Origin of the sequence: Rhodoferax sp., assembly GCF_028689295.1 — a bacterium.
GTDB lineage: Bacteria > Pseudomonadota > Gammaproteobacteria > Burkholderiales > Burkholderiaceae_C > Rhodoferax.
The window spans coordinates 264,230-278,187 of the sequence record NZ_JAQTWL010000001.1; the positions used below are offsets into that span (position 1 = coordinate 264,230).

General features: G+C 60.2%; 13 protein-coding genes and 1 riboswitch. Of the genes, 6 read left to right on the forward strand and 7 right to left on the reverse strand.

Annotation, left to right across the window (positions count from 1 at the left end; genetic code table 11):
* Nucleotides 1-19 precede the first annotated feature (19 nt).
* The gene (locus tag PHF15_RS01425; RefSeq protein ID WP_300118173.1) at nt 20-631 is read right to left on the reverse strand and encodes a methyltransferase domain-containing protein; all 612 of its coding nucleotides are present in this window, start codon (nt 629-631) and stop codon (nt 20-22) included.
* Between the two features lie 93 nt (nt 632-724).
* Nucleotides 725-827, forward strand: a riboswitch (TPP riboswitch).
* A 69-nt stretch (nt 828-896) separates the two neighbouring features.
* Between PHF15_RS01425 and PHF15_RS01430 the strand changes: the two genes are divergently transcribed.
* Nucleotides 897-3,059 carry a TonB-dependent siderophore receptor gene (locus tag PHF15_RS01430; RefSeq protein WP_300118175.1) on the forward strand — a complete coding sequence of 721 codons (2,163 nt, stop codon included), beginning with the start codon at nt 897-899 and terminating at the stop codon, nt 3,057-3,059.
* Nucleotides 3,060-3,130: 71 nt separating this feature from the next.
* On the opposite strand, the gene rpmG is transcribed toward PHF15_RS01430, so the two are convergent.
* The 3 genes from rpmG to trxB all read right to left on the reverse strand — a co-directional run bounded on the left by rpmG (nt 3,131) and on the right by trxB (nt 4,705).
* Entirely contained in the window at nt 3,131-3,301 is a 171-nt protein-coding gene (gene rpmG, locus PHF15_RS01435; RefSeq protein WP_182728949.1) for a 50S ribosomal protein L33, read from the reverse strand.
* A 59-nt stretch (nt 3,302-3,360) separates the two neighbouring features.
* Nucleotides 3,361-3,594, reverse strand: a complete 234-nt coding sequence (gene rpmB / locus PHF15_RS01440; protein ID WP_296543274.1) for a 50S ribosomal protein L28 — start codon at nt 3,592-3,594, stop codon at nt 3,361-3,363.
* Nucleotides 3,595-3,754: 160 nt separating this feature from the next.
* A complete protein-coding gene (gene trxB, locus PHF15_RS01445; protein WP_300118178.1) occupies nt 3,755-4,705 on the reverse strand; it encodes a thioredoxin-disulfide reductase in 951 nt (316 codons plus the stop codon).
* 64 nt (nt 4,706-4,769) lie between these two features.
* Between trxB and PHF15_RS01450 the strand changes: the two genes are divergently transcribed.
* Both PHF15_RS01450 and lolA read left to right on the forward strand, forming a co-directional pair.
* Nucleotides 4,770-7,118, forward strand: coding sequence for a DNA translocase FtsK (locus tag PHF15_RS01450; protein WP_300118180.1), 2,349 nt, complete (start codon nt 4,770-4,772; stop codon nt 7,116-7,118).
* 81 nt (nt 7,119-7,199) lie between these two features.
* On the forward strand, nt 7,200-7,853 hold the full coding sequence (lolA, locus tag PHF15_RS01455) for an outer membrane lipoprotein chaperone LolA (RefSeq protein ID WP_300118182.1): 654 nt from the start codon (nt 7,200-7,202) through the stop codon (nt 7,851-7,853).
* 6 nt (nt 7,854-7,859) lie between these two features.
* Here lolA and PHF15_RS01460 read toward each other — a convergent pair whose 3' ends face one another.
* Genes PHF15_RS01460 through PHF15_RS01470 form a run of 3 tightly spaced genes read right to left on the reverse strand, consistent with a single transcriptional unit; the run spans nt 7,860 to nt 10,099 of the window.
* Nucleotides 7,860-8,303, reverse strand: a complete 444-nt coding sequence (locus PHF15_RS01460) for a universal stress protein (RefSeq protein ID WP_300118184.1) — start codon at nt 8,301-8,303, stop codon at nt 7,860-7,862.
* Nucleotides 8,304-8,326: 23 nt separating this feature from the next.
* On the reverse strand, nt 8,327-9,643 hold the full coding sequence (locus PHF15_RS01465; protein ID WP_300118186.1) for an SLC13 family permease: 1,317 nt from the start codon (nt 9,641-9,643) through the stop codon (nt 8,327-8,329).
* 24 nt (nt 9,644-9,667) lie between these two features.
* The gene (locus PHF15_RS01470) at nt 9,668-10,099 is read right to left on the reverse strand and encodes a universal stress protein (protein WP_300118187.1); all 432 of its coding nucleotides are present in this window, start codon (nt 10,097-10,099) and stop codon (nt 9,668-9,670) included.
* 215 nt (nt 10,100-10,314) lie between these two features.
* On the opposite strand from PHF15_RS01470, the gene PHF15_RS01475 reads away from it, so the two are divergent.
* The 3 genes from PHF15_RS01475 (at nt 10,315) to PHF15_RS01485 (ending at nt 13,899) form a co-directional block, all read left to right on the forward strand.
* Nucleotides 10,315-11,604: a replication-associated recombination protein A gene (locus PHF15_RS01475; protein ID WP_300118189.1), complete on the forward strand. Its 1,290-nt coding sequence runs from the start codon at nt 10,315-10,317 to the stop codon at nt 11,602-11,604.
* A gap of 208 nt (nt 11,605-11,812) precedes the next feature.
* On the forward strand, nt 11,813-12,742 hold the full coding sequence (locus PHF15_RS01480; RefSeq protein ID WP_300118191.1) for a branched-chain amino acid ABC transporter permease: 930 nt from the start codon (nt 11,813-11,815) through the stop codon (nt 12,740-12,742).
* 71 nt (nt 12,743-12,813) lie between these two features.
* Nucleotides 12,814-13,899, forward strand: coding sequence for an ABC transporter ATP-binding protein (locus PHF15_RS01485; protein ID WP_300118193.1), 1,086 nt, complete (start codon nt 12,814-12,816; stop codon nt 13,897-13,899).
* Nucleotides 13,900-13,958 lie beyond the last annotated feature (59 nt).

The following is a 13,958-nucleotide window of genomic DNA, read 5'->3' on the forward strand; positions in this document are numbered from 1 at the left end:
TTGAGTGCCGCTCAGGCGCTCAACGGCGCACCAGACGCACCGCAAGTTCGTGTGACAGGTTGGGATGTGTCACCTTGGCGTAGGGCGGCTTGGGCCAGACCCAGGCCTTCTTGGTGAACAAGGCGCGCATGGCATTGATGTCGCAGTGGTAGGGCGGGCCGTGGATGACACCCTGCTCGCTGGCGGCCGGGCGCAGCATCTGCATGTAAAGCACCCACAGGCTGCCCTCGGGATTGAGCCACCGGTGCAGTTGCTGCGCGTAGTCCAGCCAGTGCTCTGGGTGAATGGCGCACAGACAGGTTTGCTCGTAAATGGCGTCGAAGGTGTGCTGCGGCTGGTAGCTCAGCACATCGGCCTGAACCACGTCCGCGACGAGTCCCTGCGCCTGCAGCAGCGCGCGCGTTTTGGCCACTGCGGCGGCGGTGTAGTCGATGCCGGTGACGTCGAAGCCGCGCCGGGCCAGTTCCGCCACTTCCCAGCCCGTGCCGCAACCTGGCACCGCGATGCGGCAGGGCAGCAATTCACCGCTGTCGAGCCAGGCCAGCAACTGCGGGCTGGGGCTGCCCCGGTCCCAGCCGGTTTCATTGTTGTCAAAACGCTGCTGCCAAAAATCGTTGGTCGGGCCTGCCATCGGAGTTGCTTTCTGAGGGGTGAAAAGTCAGAGTATGTCCCAAGCCATGGCGGTCGTTTACAATTTGTTCATCAGGCCGGTGCAAACCAGTCCTGTACACGCTAGGGGTGCTGGTTTTCGCAAGAGGATCGGCTGAGATAACACCCTGGAACTTGATCAAGGTAATACTTGCGCAGGGAAGCGTCGCTGAACTCAGCCTGACATTCTGTTCGGGCCGAACGTGCACTACCCTGCCGTCGATAAAGGAAATTCGATGGCATTCTGTTTGAAACTCTCCCCCCTCGCGCTGGCGCTTGCCGCAAGCGCTTCCCTCCCTGCCTTTGCCCAGACCGTGCCGCAGAACCTGCAGCCTGTCACCGTGACCGGCAAAACCGCGCCGATGCTCGATATCGAGCTCGCGGATGTCTCCGGCTTTGGCGTGCCGCTGGCCAAATCGCCCCAAAGCGTGACGGTGCTGAGTGCAGACTTGCTCACCGCCAGCGCCGCGCAAACGTTGTCACAGGTGATCAAGCTCGACGCCTCACTGGCTGACAGCTACAACACCACCGGCTACATCGAGAGCGTGTCGATTCGCGGGTTTTTGCTTGATCAGGGCGGCAATTTCAGTCGCAATGGCCTGATCACCTCGAACGACGCACCGATCGCGCTGGAAAACAAGGAGCGGATCGAAGTGCTCAAGGGCGTGGCCGGCCTGCAGTCGGGCGTGTCGGCGCCGGGCGGTCTGGTGAACTATGTCACCAAGGCGCCCATGAAGGACAACTTCGTCACGGCGGAGCTTTCCGCCAATGACAGCGGCGGCGCCAAACTGCAGCTCGATGTCAACCAGAAACTGGGTGCGGTCGGCGTGCGCCTTAACCTGGTCGATGAAGCCCTGCGCACGCAGTATGACCAGGCCGACGGCTCGCGCCAGTTGCTCAGCCTGGCGCTGGCCACCGAATTGAGTCCGGCCACTTCGGTGTCGGCCAATCTGGAATACCACCGCAAGCGCCAACCCTCGGTGCCCGGTCTGGGCTTGCTCGACAGCAACGTTGACGGTGTCGGTGACACGCTGCCACGCAGCATCAATCCACGCCTGAACCTGAACAACCAGACCTGGTCGCAGCCGTTCGAGGCCAGCAGCACCACGGCTGAAGTGGCGCTCAACCATTCGATAGATGCTAGCTGGCGCACCCGCGTTGCGTTTAACACGCAGCGCCTGGACATCGATGACCGGCTCGCATTCCCGGACGGCTGTAGCAGCGCTGCGAACTATGTTTATCCCGGCTTGTGCGCCAATGGCGATGTCGATATCTATGACTACCGCAGCGAAGGCGAGCGGCGCAAGCTGTGGAGTTGGGACGCCCGCCTGGACGGCAAGTTCAAGGCGCTCGGCCTGCAGCACGCAACCCGGCTTGGTTTGAACGGGCGCAGCGCCAGCGCCGACCTGGCGCCGATGCAGGCCTACAACTGGGTCGGCATTACCAATATTTACACGCCGGTTGCGCTGCCCGCCGATGCCACGCTGACGAGCCTCAACACCAACAGCCGTGAACGTGCGCTGGCGGGCTATGCCACACTGACGTCGGATTGGCGCCAGAACGTGCAGTCGTTCGTGGGCCTGCGCATCACCCGCGTGAAGCGCAGCAGCGAGCGCAGTGATGGCTCGCGCGCCGAGTCGTTCGAGCAGACGGTGAATACGCCGTGGGCGGGGCTCGCCTGGTCGCCCAGCGCAGCCACGATGCTGTACGCATCTTGGGGTCAGGGTGTTGAGCTTGAAGTGGTGCCCAATCGGCCGGATAGATTTGTCAACTCGGGGCAGGTGCTGCCGGCGCTCAAAAGCGAGCAAACAGAGATTGGCCTCAAGTGGCAGGCCAATCCGCGCCTGCTGCTGACGGCCGCGGCCTTCAGTGTTGACAAGCCCTATGCCGACGATGTGCCCGCAGCAGATCCGGCCAACTTGCCGACCCAGGTGGCCGGCGCCAAGACTGCGCGCCACCGTGGCTTGGAACTGGCCGCCAGCGGGCGCGTGGATGCGGCGCTGTCCTTGCAAGCGAGCCTGATGGCGCTCAATGCCAAGTACACCCAGGCGGTTGATTCAACGCTGGTGGGGCAGCGCGTGACCAACCTGCCGCGCCTGAAGGCGTCCCTGTTTGCCGATTACAAACTCGCGGCTCTGCCTGGTTTGTCGCTCAATGGACTGGCTACCTTTGAGAACGGCAAGACGGTGATGGCGGATGGCAGTGTGGAGTTACCCACTGCTTGGCAACTTGATGCCGGGTTAAGCTACCTGCAGCGCATTGCGGGCAAGGAAACGCTGTGGCGCTTCAACGTCGAGAACCTGACCAACCGTACCTATTGGCGCGAAGCGCCCACCACCTATTGGGGCGGTGTGTACCTGTTTGCCGCAGCGCCGCGCACACTGCGGGCCAGCGTCACGGCGGACTTCTAAAACGTAAGTGCGACTTTCAACGGCGTAAAAAAGCCCGCGTTGAGCGGGCATTTTTTGAACTCAAAACTGAATTACTTCAGTTTCATTTCCTTGTAATCCACGTGCTTGCGAGCTTTGGGATCAAATTTCTTGATCAGCAACTTCTCGGGAGTGGTCTTCTTGTTTTTGTCAGTCGTGTAGAAGTGACCGGTGCCGGCTGTCGATTCCAGCTTGATTTTTTCGCGTCCGCCTTTGCTTGCCATGATGGTTCCTTTGTGCTTAATTAGTTGAGGACAGAGCTAAAGATCTGTCCCGCAAGGTTTCAGGCTTGACCACGGGCGCGCAAATCTGCGAGCACGGCGTCGATGCCATTTTTGTCGATCAAACGCAGACCGGCGTTGGAGATGCGCAGGCGCACCCAGCGGTTTTCTGACTCGACCCAAAAACGGCGGTATTGCAGATTCGGCAGGAACCGGCGCTTGGTTCTGTTGTTGGCGTGGGAAACCTTGTTCCCGACCATGGGGCCTTTGCCCGTGACTTCACATACGCGTGCCATGTGGACACTCCGATACTTTTAAACGGCCCCGACTGACGCCAGGGGCCTCACCTCGCCAAGAATAGGGTGGCGGTAACCCGATTGCCGCCAGAATCCCTCACGGGATAAGCAGCAAAGCCCGGCATTATAGCCCGGCCTTTCGGCGTGGCGCTGGCCGTGTTTATGCTTGTTCCAGAAAGCGCTGTGCGTCCAGCGCCGCCATGCAACCCGTGCCCGCGCTGGTGATAGCCTGGCGATAGACGTGATCCTGCACGTCGCCGGCGGCAAAAATGCCGGGCACGCTGGTCTGGGTGGCAAAGCCCAGGCTGCCGCCCTTGGTGATGAGGTAGCCGCCGGTCATCTCCAACTGGCCCTGGAAAATCTCGGTGTTGGGCGCATGGCCGATGGCGATAAAGCAGCCCTTGAGCGTGAGGTTTTCGGTGGCGCCAGTGTTGACATTCTTGAGGCGCACGCCGGTCACGCCGCTGGCGTCGCCCAGCACCTCGTCCAGGGTGCTGAAGGTCTTGAGTTCAATCTTGCCGGCGGCGACCTTCTCCATCAGTTTGTCGATCATGATGGGCTCGGCTCGGAACTTGTCGCGGCGGTGAACCAGATAAACCTTGGCGGCAATGTTGGACAAATACAGCGCTTCTTCCACGGCCGTGTTGCCGCCACCGACCACGCAGACGTCTTCGTCCCGGTAGAAAAAACCGTCGCAGGTGGCGCAGCCCGAGACGCCCCGGCCCATGAAGGCTTCTTCGGAGGGCAGGCCCAAGTATTTGGCCGAGGCGCCGGTGGCCAGGATGAGCGCGTCGCAGGTATAGCTGCCGCTGTCGCCGGTCAGGGTAAACGGCCGTTTGGAAAAATCGACCTTGCTGATGTGGTCGAACACGATCTCGGTCTTGAAGCGCTCGGCGTGCGCCAAAAAGCGCTGCATCAGGTCGGGGCCTTGCACGCCATCGACATCGGCGGGCCAGTTGTCCACCTCGGTGGTGGTCATGAGCTGACCGCCCTGGGCGATGCCGGTGATCAGCAGCGGCTTGAGGTTGGCGCGCGCGGCGTAAATGGCGGCAGTGTAGCCGGCCGGGCCGGAGCCCAGAATCAAAACCTGGGCGTGTCGGGTATCTGTCATGTTAAAACCTTGAGTTGTGGGGCTTGCGCCGTGTATATTAGGCCCGAGTTTAAAGAAAACAGAAATGACTTATTCACTCAATACTTTTAATCCTTCCTCGTCAGAGGAGGGTCTGGCGCGCACCGGCCTGGTCCGTTTTGCCAATGAAATCGCCTTGATCCTGGGTTTTGTGGCATTGGCGCTGTGGATCATGGCGCTACTCACCTACTCCCCGCAGGATCCTGCCTGGTCCACCTCGGGCACGGTGGCGGCACCGCTCAATCTGGCCGGGCAACTGGGCGCCTGGATCGCCGATGCCAGCTATTACCTTTTTGGTTTCTCGGTTTGGTGGTGCGTGGCGGCCGGTGTGCGGGTCTGGCTGAGTGCCTTGGCGCGCTGGCTGCGTGGTCATGGGCAGTGGACCATTGATGCGTCAGCGAATGCTGCTGCGAACGAGGCACGCTTGCGCTGGCATGTCGCCTTCTGGAGTGGTTTGGCTTTGCTGCTGGGCGGCAGCGTGATGCTGGAATGGGCGCGTTTTTACAGCCTGGAGGCGCAGTTGCCCGGTCATGTCGGCGGCATGCTGGGATTCTGGCTGGGACCTTTGGGCGTGCATTGGCTCGGTTTCGTGGGCTCGGCGCTGGTGGCCATTGTGGCCGGTGTGCTGGGTTCGGCGCTGGTGTTCAGGTTTTCCTGGGGCCAATTGGCGGAGCGGCTGGGTGCCTGGCTCTATTCAAAAATTGAAAACCGGCGTGAACAGCGTGAGCTGGAGCAGGACTTCTCACTGGGTCAGGAAGCCGCGCGGGCACGCGAAGAAGTGCTGGTGGAGGAACGCCAGGAGCGCCAGGAGCACCCTGTCAAAACGGTGCTGATTGAGCCGGTGATGGCGGATGCGCCAAAAAGCGTACGCGTGGCCAAGGAGCGCCAAAAACCTTTGTTCCACGAAATGCCAGATACCAAATTGCCCCAGGTGGAACTGCTCGATGGTGCCCTGTTGCGTCAGGAAACCGTGGCCCCCGAGACCCTGGAGATGACCAGCCGCCTGATCGAGAAAAAGCTCAAGGACTTTGGCGTCACGGTCACCGTGGTGCTGGCACAGCCCGGCCCGGTCATCACACGCTATGAAATCGAGCCCGCCACTGGAATCAAGGGTTCTCAGATTGTCGGTCTGGCCAAGGATTTGGCGCGCAGTTTGAGCCTGGTGTCGATCCGGGTAGTGGAAACCATTCCTGGCAAGAACTACATGGCTTTGGAATTGCCCAATGCCAAGCGGCAAACGATCAAGTTGTCAGAAATTCTGGGCTCCAACGTCTACCACGAGGCCAAGTCGCTGCTGACCATGGGTCTGGGCAAGGACATCGTGGGTAACCCGGTGGTGGCCGACTTGGCCAAAATGCCCCACGTGCTGGTGGCCGGCACCACGGGTTCTGGCAAATCGGTGGGCATCAACGCCATGATTTTGAGCCTGCTCTACAAGGCCGAGGCGCATGACGTGCGCCTGTTGATGATTGACCCCAAGATGCTGGAAATGTCGGTCTATGAAGGCATTCCGCATCTGCTGTGCCCGGTGGTCACCGACATGCGCCAGGCCGCCAATGGGCTGACCTGGTGCGTCGCCGAGATGGAGCGTCGCTACAAACTGATGAGCAAAATGGGGGTACGCAACCTGGCGGGCTTCAATGCCAAAATGGACGAGGCCAAGGCGCGTGGCGAGTTCATTGGCAACCCGTTCAGCCTGACACCGGAAGAACCCGAGCCACTGGACCGCCTGCCGCACATCGTGGTGGTGATCGACGAGCTGGCCGACCTGTTGATGGTGGTGGGCAAGAAAATCGAAGAACTCATTGCCCGGCTGGCCCAAAAAGCCCGCGCTGCCGGCATTCACCTGATTCTGGCCACCCAGCGCCCCAGCGTCGACGTGATCACCGGACTGATCAAGGCCAATATTCCCACCCGCATCGCGTTTCAGGTCAGCAGCAAGATCGACAGCCGCACCATTCTGGACCAGATGGGTGCCGAGGCGCTGCTGGGCATGGGCGACATGCTTTACATGCCCAGCGGTACCGGGCTGCCGATTCGCGTGCACGGCGCCTTTGTCAGCGACGAAGAAGTTCACCGGGTGGTGACCTATCTGAAGAGTCAGGGTGAGCCCAATTACATTGAGGGTATTCTGGAAGGTGGTACTGTCGACGGCGACGACGACTCCATGGGTGAGGGCGGCAGCGGCGGCGGTGAGAAAGACCCGCTGTATGACCAAGCTGTCGAAGTGGTACTGAAAAACCGCAAGGCCAGCATATCGCTGGTGCAGCGCCACCTGAAAATCGGCTACAACCGCGCCGCGCGACTGGTGGAAGACATGGAAAACGCCGGACTGGTCAGTTCCATGAGCAACAGCGGCCAGCGTGAAATTCTGGTGCCGGCCCGTAACGATTGACCGTTGGATGTATTGTCATTGCGGGCCAGACCCGCAATCAGTGCATTTGCGTTTACCTAATCAACCAGCAAAAGGTCAGCATTGAAACGATTTTTATTGACAGCATTTTTAATGATGACGTGCGCTGCCGGCGCCGGCGGCTTGAGCAGCCTGGAGACTTTTGTCAGGACAGTCAAAACCGGCCAGGCAACTTTTACCCAGGTCGTGACTTCACCCGCCCGAGAAGGGCAGGCGCCACGGGTGAAAACCTCCAGCGGTCAGTTTGAATTTGCCCGGCCCAACCGGTTCCGCTTCGACTATGCCAAACCCTTCGTGCAAACCATCGTCGCCGACGGCCACACGCTGTGGTTGCATGACGTGGACCTGAACCAGGTCACGGCGCGCAAGCAGGCTGCCGTGTTGGACTCCACGCCGGCCGCCCTGATCGCCTCGGCGGCGGACGTGCAGGCCTTGCAGGCTGATTTTGTGCTGGCGGATGCGCCCGACAAGGACGGTTTGCAATGGGTGCTGGCCACGCCCAAATCCAAGGACGGGCAACTGCAGTCGGTGCGGGTCGGTTTCAGGGCGGCTGGTGAAGTTGCCAGGCAGACGGTCATGTTGGAGGTGCTGGAAATTCTGGACAATTTTGGCCAGCGTTCGGTGCTGACCTTCAAAGGCTTCAAGGTCAACCCGTCATTGCCGGCGAGCAGTTTCCAGTTCAGTACCCCAAAGGGCGCAGACTTGATCCGGCAGTGAGCCGCGTTAGCGGTGCACCAGCACGGGAATTTTTGCCTGGGTGAGCACCTTTTGGGTTTCGCTGCCAAGAATGAATGCGGTCACCCCCTTCAAGCCATGTGAGGACATGAAGATCAGGTCACATTTTTGCCTGGTGGCCACCTGGAGGATGCTTTCGGCAGGGAAATCGCCCGTCAGTGTGATGCACTGGCAAGGTACGCCCTGCGCTTTGGCGACTTTCTCGATCAACCCGAGATGACGTGCCGCCGCGCGTTCGATCATGGCGGCGTGCTCTTCGGGTGGCATGTAACCGACCGGAATGATGCCCTTGTAAATGAGAGGCGTGGGCGACGGCGCCACAAACAGGCCGGTTACTTTGGCGCCGACAGATTTGGCCAGGTCAATGCCGGCCTTGATGGCGCGGGACGACAGTTTCGAGCCGTCCGTCGGGATCAGGATATTTTTGTACATGGCAAATCCGATCAATCAATGCGTCACTTGGCAAAAGGAAGTACCCAGATCAGCATGCCGATCACGTAGCAGACCAGGGTGGAGATCAGGACAAATGGAATGCTCCAGGAAAGAAATTCGCGCAGGGAGATTTTGCGCTGTTCTTCGCCCTGGCAGATGTTCAGGGCAACATAGAGCGCTGGTGCGCCCGCAACGGTCAGGTTGCTGCCGAGCGTGCCCGACCACAGCAGCATCCACCACAGCGGCCAGTGCGGAACCAGGTTTCCATCCAGATCCTTGATCGTGTGCAGGAAGGTCAGGATGTAGGCGTCGTGTTCGACGATGCCGACGATCGGCACCGTGACCCAGTACAGCAGGGTGGCACCCAGCGCATAGTTTTCGACGAAGATCGGCCGGATCAAGTTTGCCAGGGACTCCAGCAGATGGGCTTTTTCCAGACTGCCGACCAGGGCAAACAGGGCGATGTAGAAGAAAACAGCACGCCAGTCGAGTTCGGCCAGAACCTCTTCAAAAGCTGGCGCCTGGGCGCGCTTGCCGAGCAGTTCGAGCAGCAGCACCAGCGAGATGGCGCCGGTCATGGCAATGAAGCCAAGCTGGACGCCCAGCATTTGCCGCATGGCCATGCCCACTACCGTGAGCAGAAACCAGACGATGACCACGGTGGCAAACAGCGGACTGGGAATTCGGGCCTCGATGCCGAGCTGGTCGATGTCGAGTTGCTGGCGCCCACGCGACCGGAAGCCGTAGGCATACATGGCCGCCAGGGTGATTGCAAAGGTGATGGTCAGGATGGGAAAAGAGGACGGCCGGCCGGAATGGTAGAAAAAGTCCATGAACTCGGCACCGGCCACGCTGTGCAGCATCTGCGGCGGCAAGTCGCCTAGCAGCATGGCAGAGCCCATGAAATTGGCAGAAAAACCGATCATCAGGATCAAGGGGGTGGCCGGCATCTTGAGCGCCCTGGCCAACGGCAGCGCCACCGGTGCCAGCATCAGGATCACGACCACGTTGTCAACAAACAGGGAAATGGCGCCTGCCAGTGTGGAGAGAATCATGACCAGCAAGCCGGCGCGTCCGCCCGAAAGACGCAGTGCCTGAACGGCCAGCCAGCTGGGGATGCCGGTTTTGCCGAAGTAAGTGGCAATGATCCAGATGCTGATCAGGATCGCCATCACGTTCCAGTCGACCAATCCGAACGCTTCGGTCTCTGTCATGACGCCCATCCAGACCATGGTGACAACACCCAGCAGGGCGGCCACCGTGCTGTCGATCACATTGATGATGATCAGGAAAATGGTGACCGCAAAGACAGCGGCCGCCATCCAGCTGAGTGCGTCCATCCGGTTTGGCTTTCGGCGCCGTCTTTACTTGACCAGCACGACCGGAAGTTTTGACAGATGGACGATTTTCATGGCGATCGATCCGACCAGGAATTCCTTGAGGGCGCCGCGCCCATGCGTCCCCATGACGATCTCGTCGCAGCGCAACGCGTCGGCCAGGTCGGTGATGGTTTCCGCGACTTTGCCAACCTCAAGATGGCAGGTGTACCCGGCGCCGGCTGCATCAAGCAGTCTGCGCGCCTCCTGTAACTGCTTTTCGCTTTCCTCACGATGAAAGCGGGCGATTTGGTCCTGGCTGACAAAGTGGCTGATGTCGTGGGTGAAAGGCGCCTGGACATTGACCAGATGAATGATCAAATTGTCCGGATTCGCATAGCGGGCGCGCTTGGCGATCACCCAATTGACGCTCCGCAGCGAGCATTCCGAGCCGTCAACGGGGATGAGTATGGTTTTCATGTTGGGCGTTTCATGGGTGGTTTTGAGCGATTATGTTGGCTTCGTCATGCCGGGAACAAGTCGTGTTCCCTACAGTTTGTGTGGGAATGACTGCCTGCGTTTATAGAATGCGACATGGCCGCAGCATTACCAAACTTCCCGCAAACAAGCCTGAGTGGCATCGCCTTGTCTGCTGACCTGCCCAGGTTTGGGTTGGCGCAGGTACAGGGGATCGCTTGAACCCCGTGCCGTCCGGCCACCCGCCGCTGGCTGAGCGCCTGCGCCCCAAAACCCTCGACGAGGTGGTGGGGCAGCAGCATTTGTTGGGCGAGGGCATGGCGTTGCGACTGGCGTTTGAATCGGGTCAGCCGCACAGTTGTATTTTTTGGGGTCCGCCGGGCACCGGCAAGACCACCATTGCGCGGCTCATGGCCAATGCCTTCGACGCCCAGTTCATCACCATCAGCGCGGTGCTGGGCGGCGTCAAGGACATCCGCGAAGCGGTGGAAAAAGCACAACTCGCGCAGCAGCAGGGGCGACGCACGCTGGTGTTTGTCGATGAGGTGCACCGTTTCAACAAAAGCCAGCAGGACGCGTTTTTGCCGCATGTGGAAAGTGGTCTGTTCACCTTTATCGGGGCCACCACCGAAAACCCTTCGTTCGAGGTGAATTCGGCCCTGCTGTCGCGTGCCACTGTCTATGTGCTGCAGCCCTTGACGCCCGAAGATTTAAGGCAGATCGTGGCTTCGGCCCAGTCCCTGCAAGCATTGCCCGCGATCGAACCCAAGGCAATCGAACGCTTGGTGGCCTATGCCGATGGCGATGCGCGCCGCCTGCTCAACACGCTGGAAACGCTGGCGGTATCGGCACAGCAGGAAAAGCGCGCAGAGATCACTGACGTCTGGCTGCTCAAGGTACTGGGCGAACGCATGCGCCGTTATGACAAGGGCGGCGAACAGTTTTACGACACCATTTCGGCGCTGCACAAAAGCGTGCGCGGCTCCGATCCCGACGCCGCCCTGTATTGGCTGGTGCGCATGCTCGACGGCGGTGCCGACCCGCGCTACCTGGCGCGCCGCATGATCCGCATGGCCAGTGAAGACATCGGACTGGCCGACCCGCGTGCATTGCGTCTGGCGCTCGATGCAGCGGAGGTTTATGAGCGCCTGGGAACACCGGAGGGCGAGCTCGCGCTGGCCGAGTGCGTGGTCTATCTGGCGGTGGCGCCCAAGTCCAACGCGGTGTACAAAGCGTTCAATGCAGCCAAGGCGTTTGTCAAGCAGGATGGCACGCGCCCGGTGCCCATGCACCTGCGCAATGCGCCCACCAAACTGATGAAAGAGCTGGATTACGGCAAGGACTACCGCTACGCGCATGACGAAGCCGACGCCTTTGCCGCTGGCGAGCGCTATTTGCCTGAAGGCATGGCTGCGCCGGGTTTTTACCAGCCGGTGCCGCGCGGGCTGGAGATCAAGATCGCCGACAAACTGCGTGCCCTGCAAGAGCGCAATGCGCAAGCGCGCTGAAGTGGCATCGGTCTTGCATGCAAGCTCTCTTGCAAGGGTAAACCCGGGCCAATGATGCACTATGGTGGTGAATACGCATGGCTACAATCCTGCCACTCAAACACGTCGTTGGCAGGCTGGCTGCCGACACACCGGCAAGGCTCATAAGGCTGCACAACGGGTCAGCATAAGTGTTGACACATCAACCGGCCAAAAATCGGAGAAAAATATGGAAACCTTGATCCAGCAGATCATCAATGGTCTGGTGTTGGGCAGCATGTATGCCTTGGTCGCGTTGGGCTACACCATGGTGTACGGCATCATCGGCCTCATCAACTTCGCCCACGGTGAGGTACTGATGGTGGGGGCCCTGACCAGCTGGACCATCATTGGCTGGATGCAGGAGGCCATGCCGGGCGCTCCAGGCTGGATCATTCTGCTGATCGCTCTGGTGATTGCCTGCATCGTGGCGGCCACGCTCAATTTCACGATTGAAAAAGTGGCCTACCGGCCGTTGCGCAACAGCCCGCGGCTGGCGCCCTTGATCACCGCCATCGGCATGTCGATTTTCCTGCAAACGCTGGCCATGATCATCTGGAAGCCCAATTACAAACCGTATCCGAACCTGATTGGCGGCACCCCGTACGAGATCGGCGGTGCGGTCATTTCGGTCACGCAGGTGCTGATTCTGGGCGTCACGGCGCTGTCGCTGGCCACGCTGATGTACCTGGTCAACTACACCAAACTGGGGCGTGCGATGCGCGCCACCGCAGAAAATCCGCGCGTGGCTGCACTCATGGGGGTCAAGCCCGACCTGGTGATTTCGGCCACCTTTGTCATTGGTGCCGTGCTGGCGGCCATTGCCGGCATCATGTGGGCCGCCAATTACGGCACGGTGCAGCACACCATGGGCTTTTTGCCAGGCCTGAAAGCCTTTACCGCAGCCGTTTTCGGCGGCATCGGCAATCTGGCTGGCGCCGTGGTGGGCGGCATTTTGCTGGGCCTGATCGAGTCGCTCGGGGCCGGCTATATAGGCAAGCTCACGGGCGGTGTGCTGGGTAGCCACTACTCGGACATTTTTGCATTTGTGGTGCTGATCATCGTGCTCACGCTGCGGCCCTCGGGCCTGCTGGGTGAGCGGGTGGCGGATCGTGCTTGAAGCCTTGTGGGAAAGACCGCAGCGACGCGATAGCCGAGCCAGATCTGTCCCCAACTGATTAGGATGTATTCATGACACAACAAAAAAAGATCATCGTTTTTCTGCTGGCAGCCGTGGGCTTGCTGGTGCTGCCGCTGGTGTTGCAGGGTTTTGGCAACGCCTGGGTGCGCATTGCCGACATGGCGCTGCTGTACGTGTTGTTGGCGCTCGGGCTGAACATCGTGGTGGGCTACGCGGGTTTGCTCGACCTCGGCTACGTGGCATTTTTTGCCATTGGTGCCTACATGTACGCGCTGCTGGCCTCGCCCCACCTGATCGAGACCTTTCCGGCCATTGCTGCCATGTTCCCCGATGGCCTGCATTTGCCGATCTGGCTGGTGATCCCGGTGGCGGCTGGCCTGGCAGGCCTGTTCGGGGTGTTGCTGGGGGCGCCCACCTTGCGCTTGCGGGGTGACTATCTGGCCATCGTGACGCTGGGTTTTGGTGAAATCATTCGCGTTTTCATGAATAACCTGGACCAGCCCGTCAACATCACCAACGGCCCCAAGGGCTTGGGCCAAATTGACTCCTTGAGTTTCTTCGGTCTGAGCATGGGCAAGAAAGTGGTAGTGGCAGGTTTTGAGGTGGCCTCGGTCTCGCTTTACTACTACCTGTTTCTGGCGCTGGTGGTGTTCAGTGTGATCATTTCGCACCGCTTGCAGTTGTCACGGGTAGGCCGCGCCTGGATGGCCATTCGCGAAGACGAAATTGCCGCCAAGGCGATGGGCATCAATACCCGCAACATGAAGTTGTTGGCGTTTGGCATGGGCGCCACTTTTGGTGGTGTTTCGGGCGCCATGTTCGCGTCGTTCCAGGGCTTCATCTCGCCCGAGTCCTTCAGTTTGATGGAGTCCATCATGATTGTGGCGATGGTGGTGCTGGGCGGTATTGGCCATCTGCCGGGGGTGGTGCTGGGTGCGGTGGCGCTGTCGGCCTTGCCAGAAGTGCTGCGCTATGTGGCGGGCCCATTGCAGAACCTGACCGATGGGCGGCTCGATGCCTCCATCCTGCGTCAGTTGTTGATTGCGCTGGCCATGATCATCGTGATGTTGCTGCGTCCGCGTGGCTTGTGGCCGTCGCCTGAACACGGCAAATCCCTGCAAACGACCAAGCCCTGACGTGCTGCTATTACCGAACAACGCACGCCAAGGGCACGCCCGGGCGGGGCACTACTGAA

Coding starts and splice junctions, on each gene's coding strand:
- PHF15_RS01425 (WP_300118173.1), bottom strand. CDS start 631: ATGGCAGGCCCGACCAACGATTTTTGGCAGCAGCGTTTTGACAACAAT.
- rpmG (WP_182728949.1), bottom strand. CDS start 3,301: ATGGCAAGCAAAGGCGGACGCGAAAAAATCAAGCTGGAATCGACAGCC.
- rpmB (WP_296543274.1), bottom strand. CDS start 3,594: ATGGCACGCGTATGTGAAGTCACGGGCAAAGGCCCCATGGTCGGGAAC.
- trxB (WP_300118178.1), bottom strand. CDS start 4,705: ATGACAGATACCCGACACGCCCAGGTTTTGATTCTGGGCTCCGGCCCG.
- PHF15_RS01450 (WP_300118180.1), top strand. CDS start 4,770: ATGACTTATTCACTCAATACTTTTAATCCTTCCTCGTCAGAGGAGGGT.
- PHF15_RS01460 (WP_300118184.1), bottom strand. CDS start 8,303: ATGTACAAAAATATCCTGATCCCGACGGACGGCTCGAAACTGTCGTCC.
- PHF15_RS01465 (WP_300118186.1), bottom strand. CDS start 9,643: ATGGACGCACTCAGCTGGATGGCGGCCGCTGTCTTTGCGGTCACCATT.
- PHF15_RS01470 (WP_300118187.1), bottom strand. CDS start 10,099: ATGAAAACCATACTCATCCCCGTTGACGGCTCGGAATGCTCGCTGCGG.
- PHF15_RS01480 (WP_300118191.1), top strand. CDS start 11,813: ATGGAAACCTTGATCCAGCAGATCATCAATGGTCTGGTGTTGGGCAGC.
- PHF15_RS01485 (WP_300118193.1), top strand. CDS start 12,814: ATGACACAACAAAAAAAGATCATCGTTTTTCTGCTGGCAGCCGTGGGC.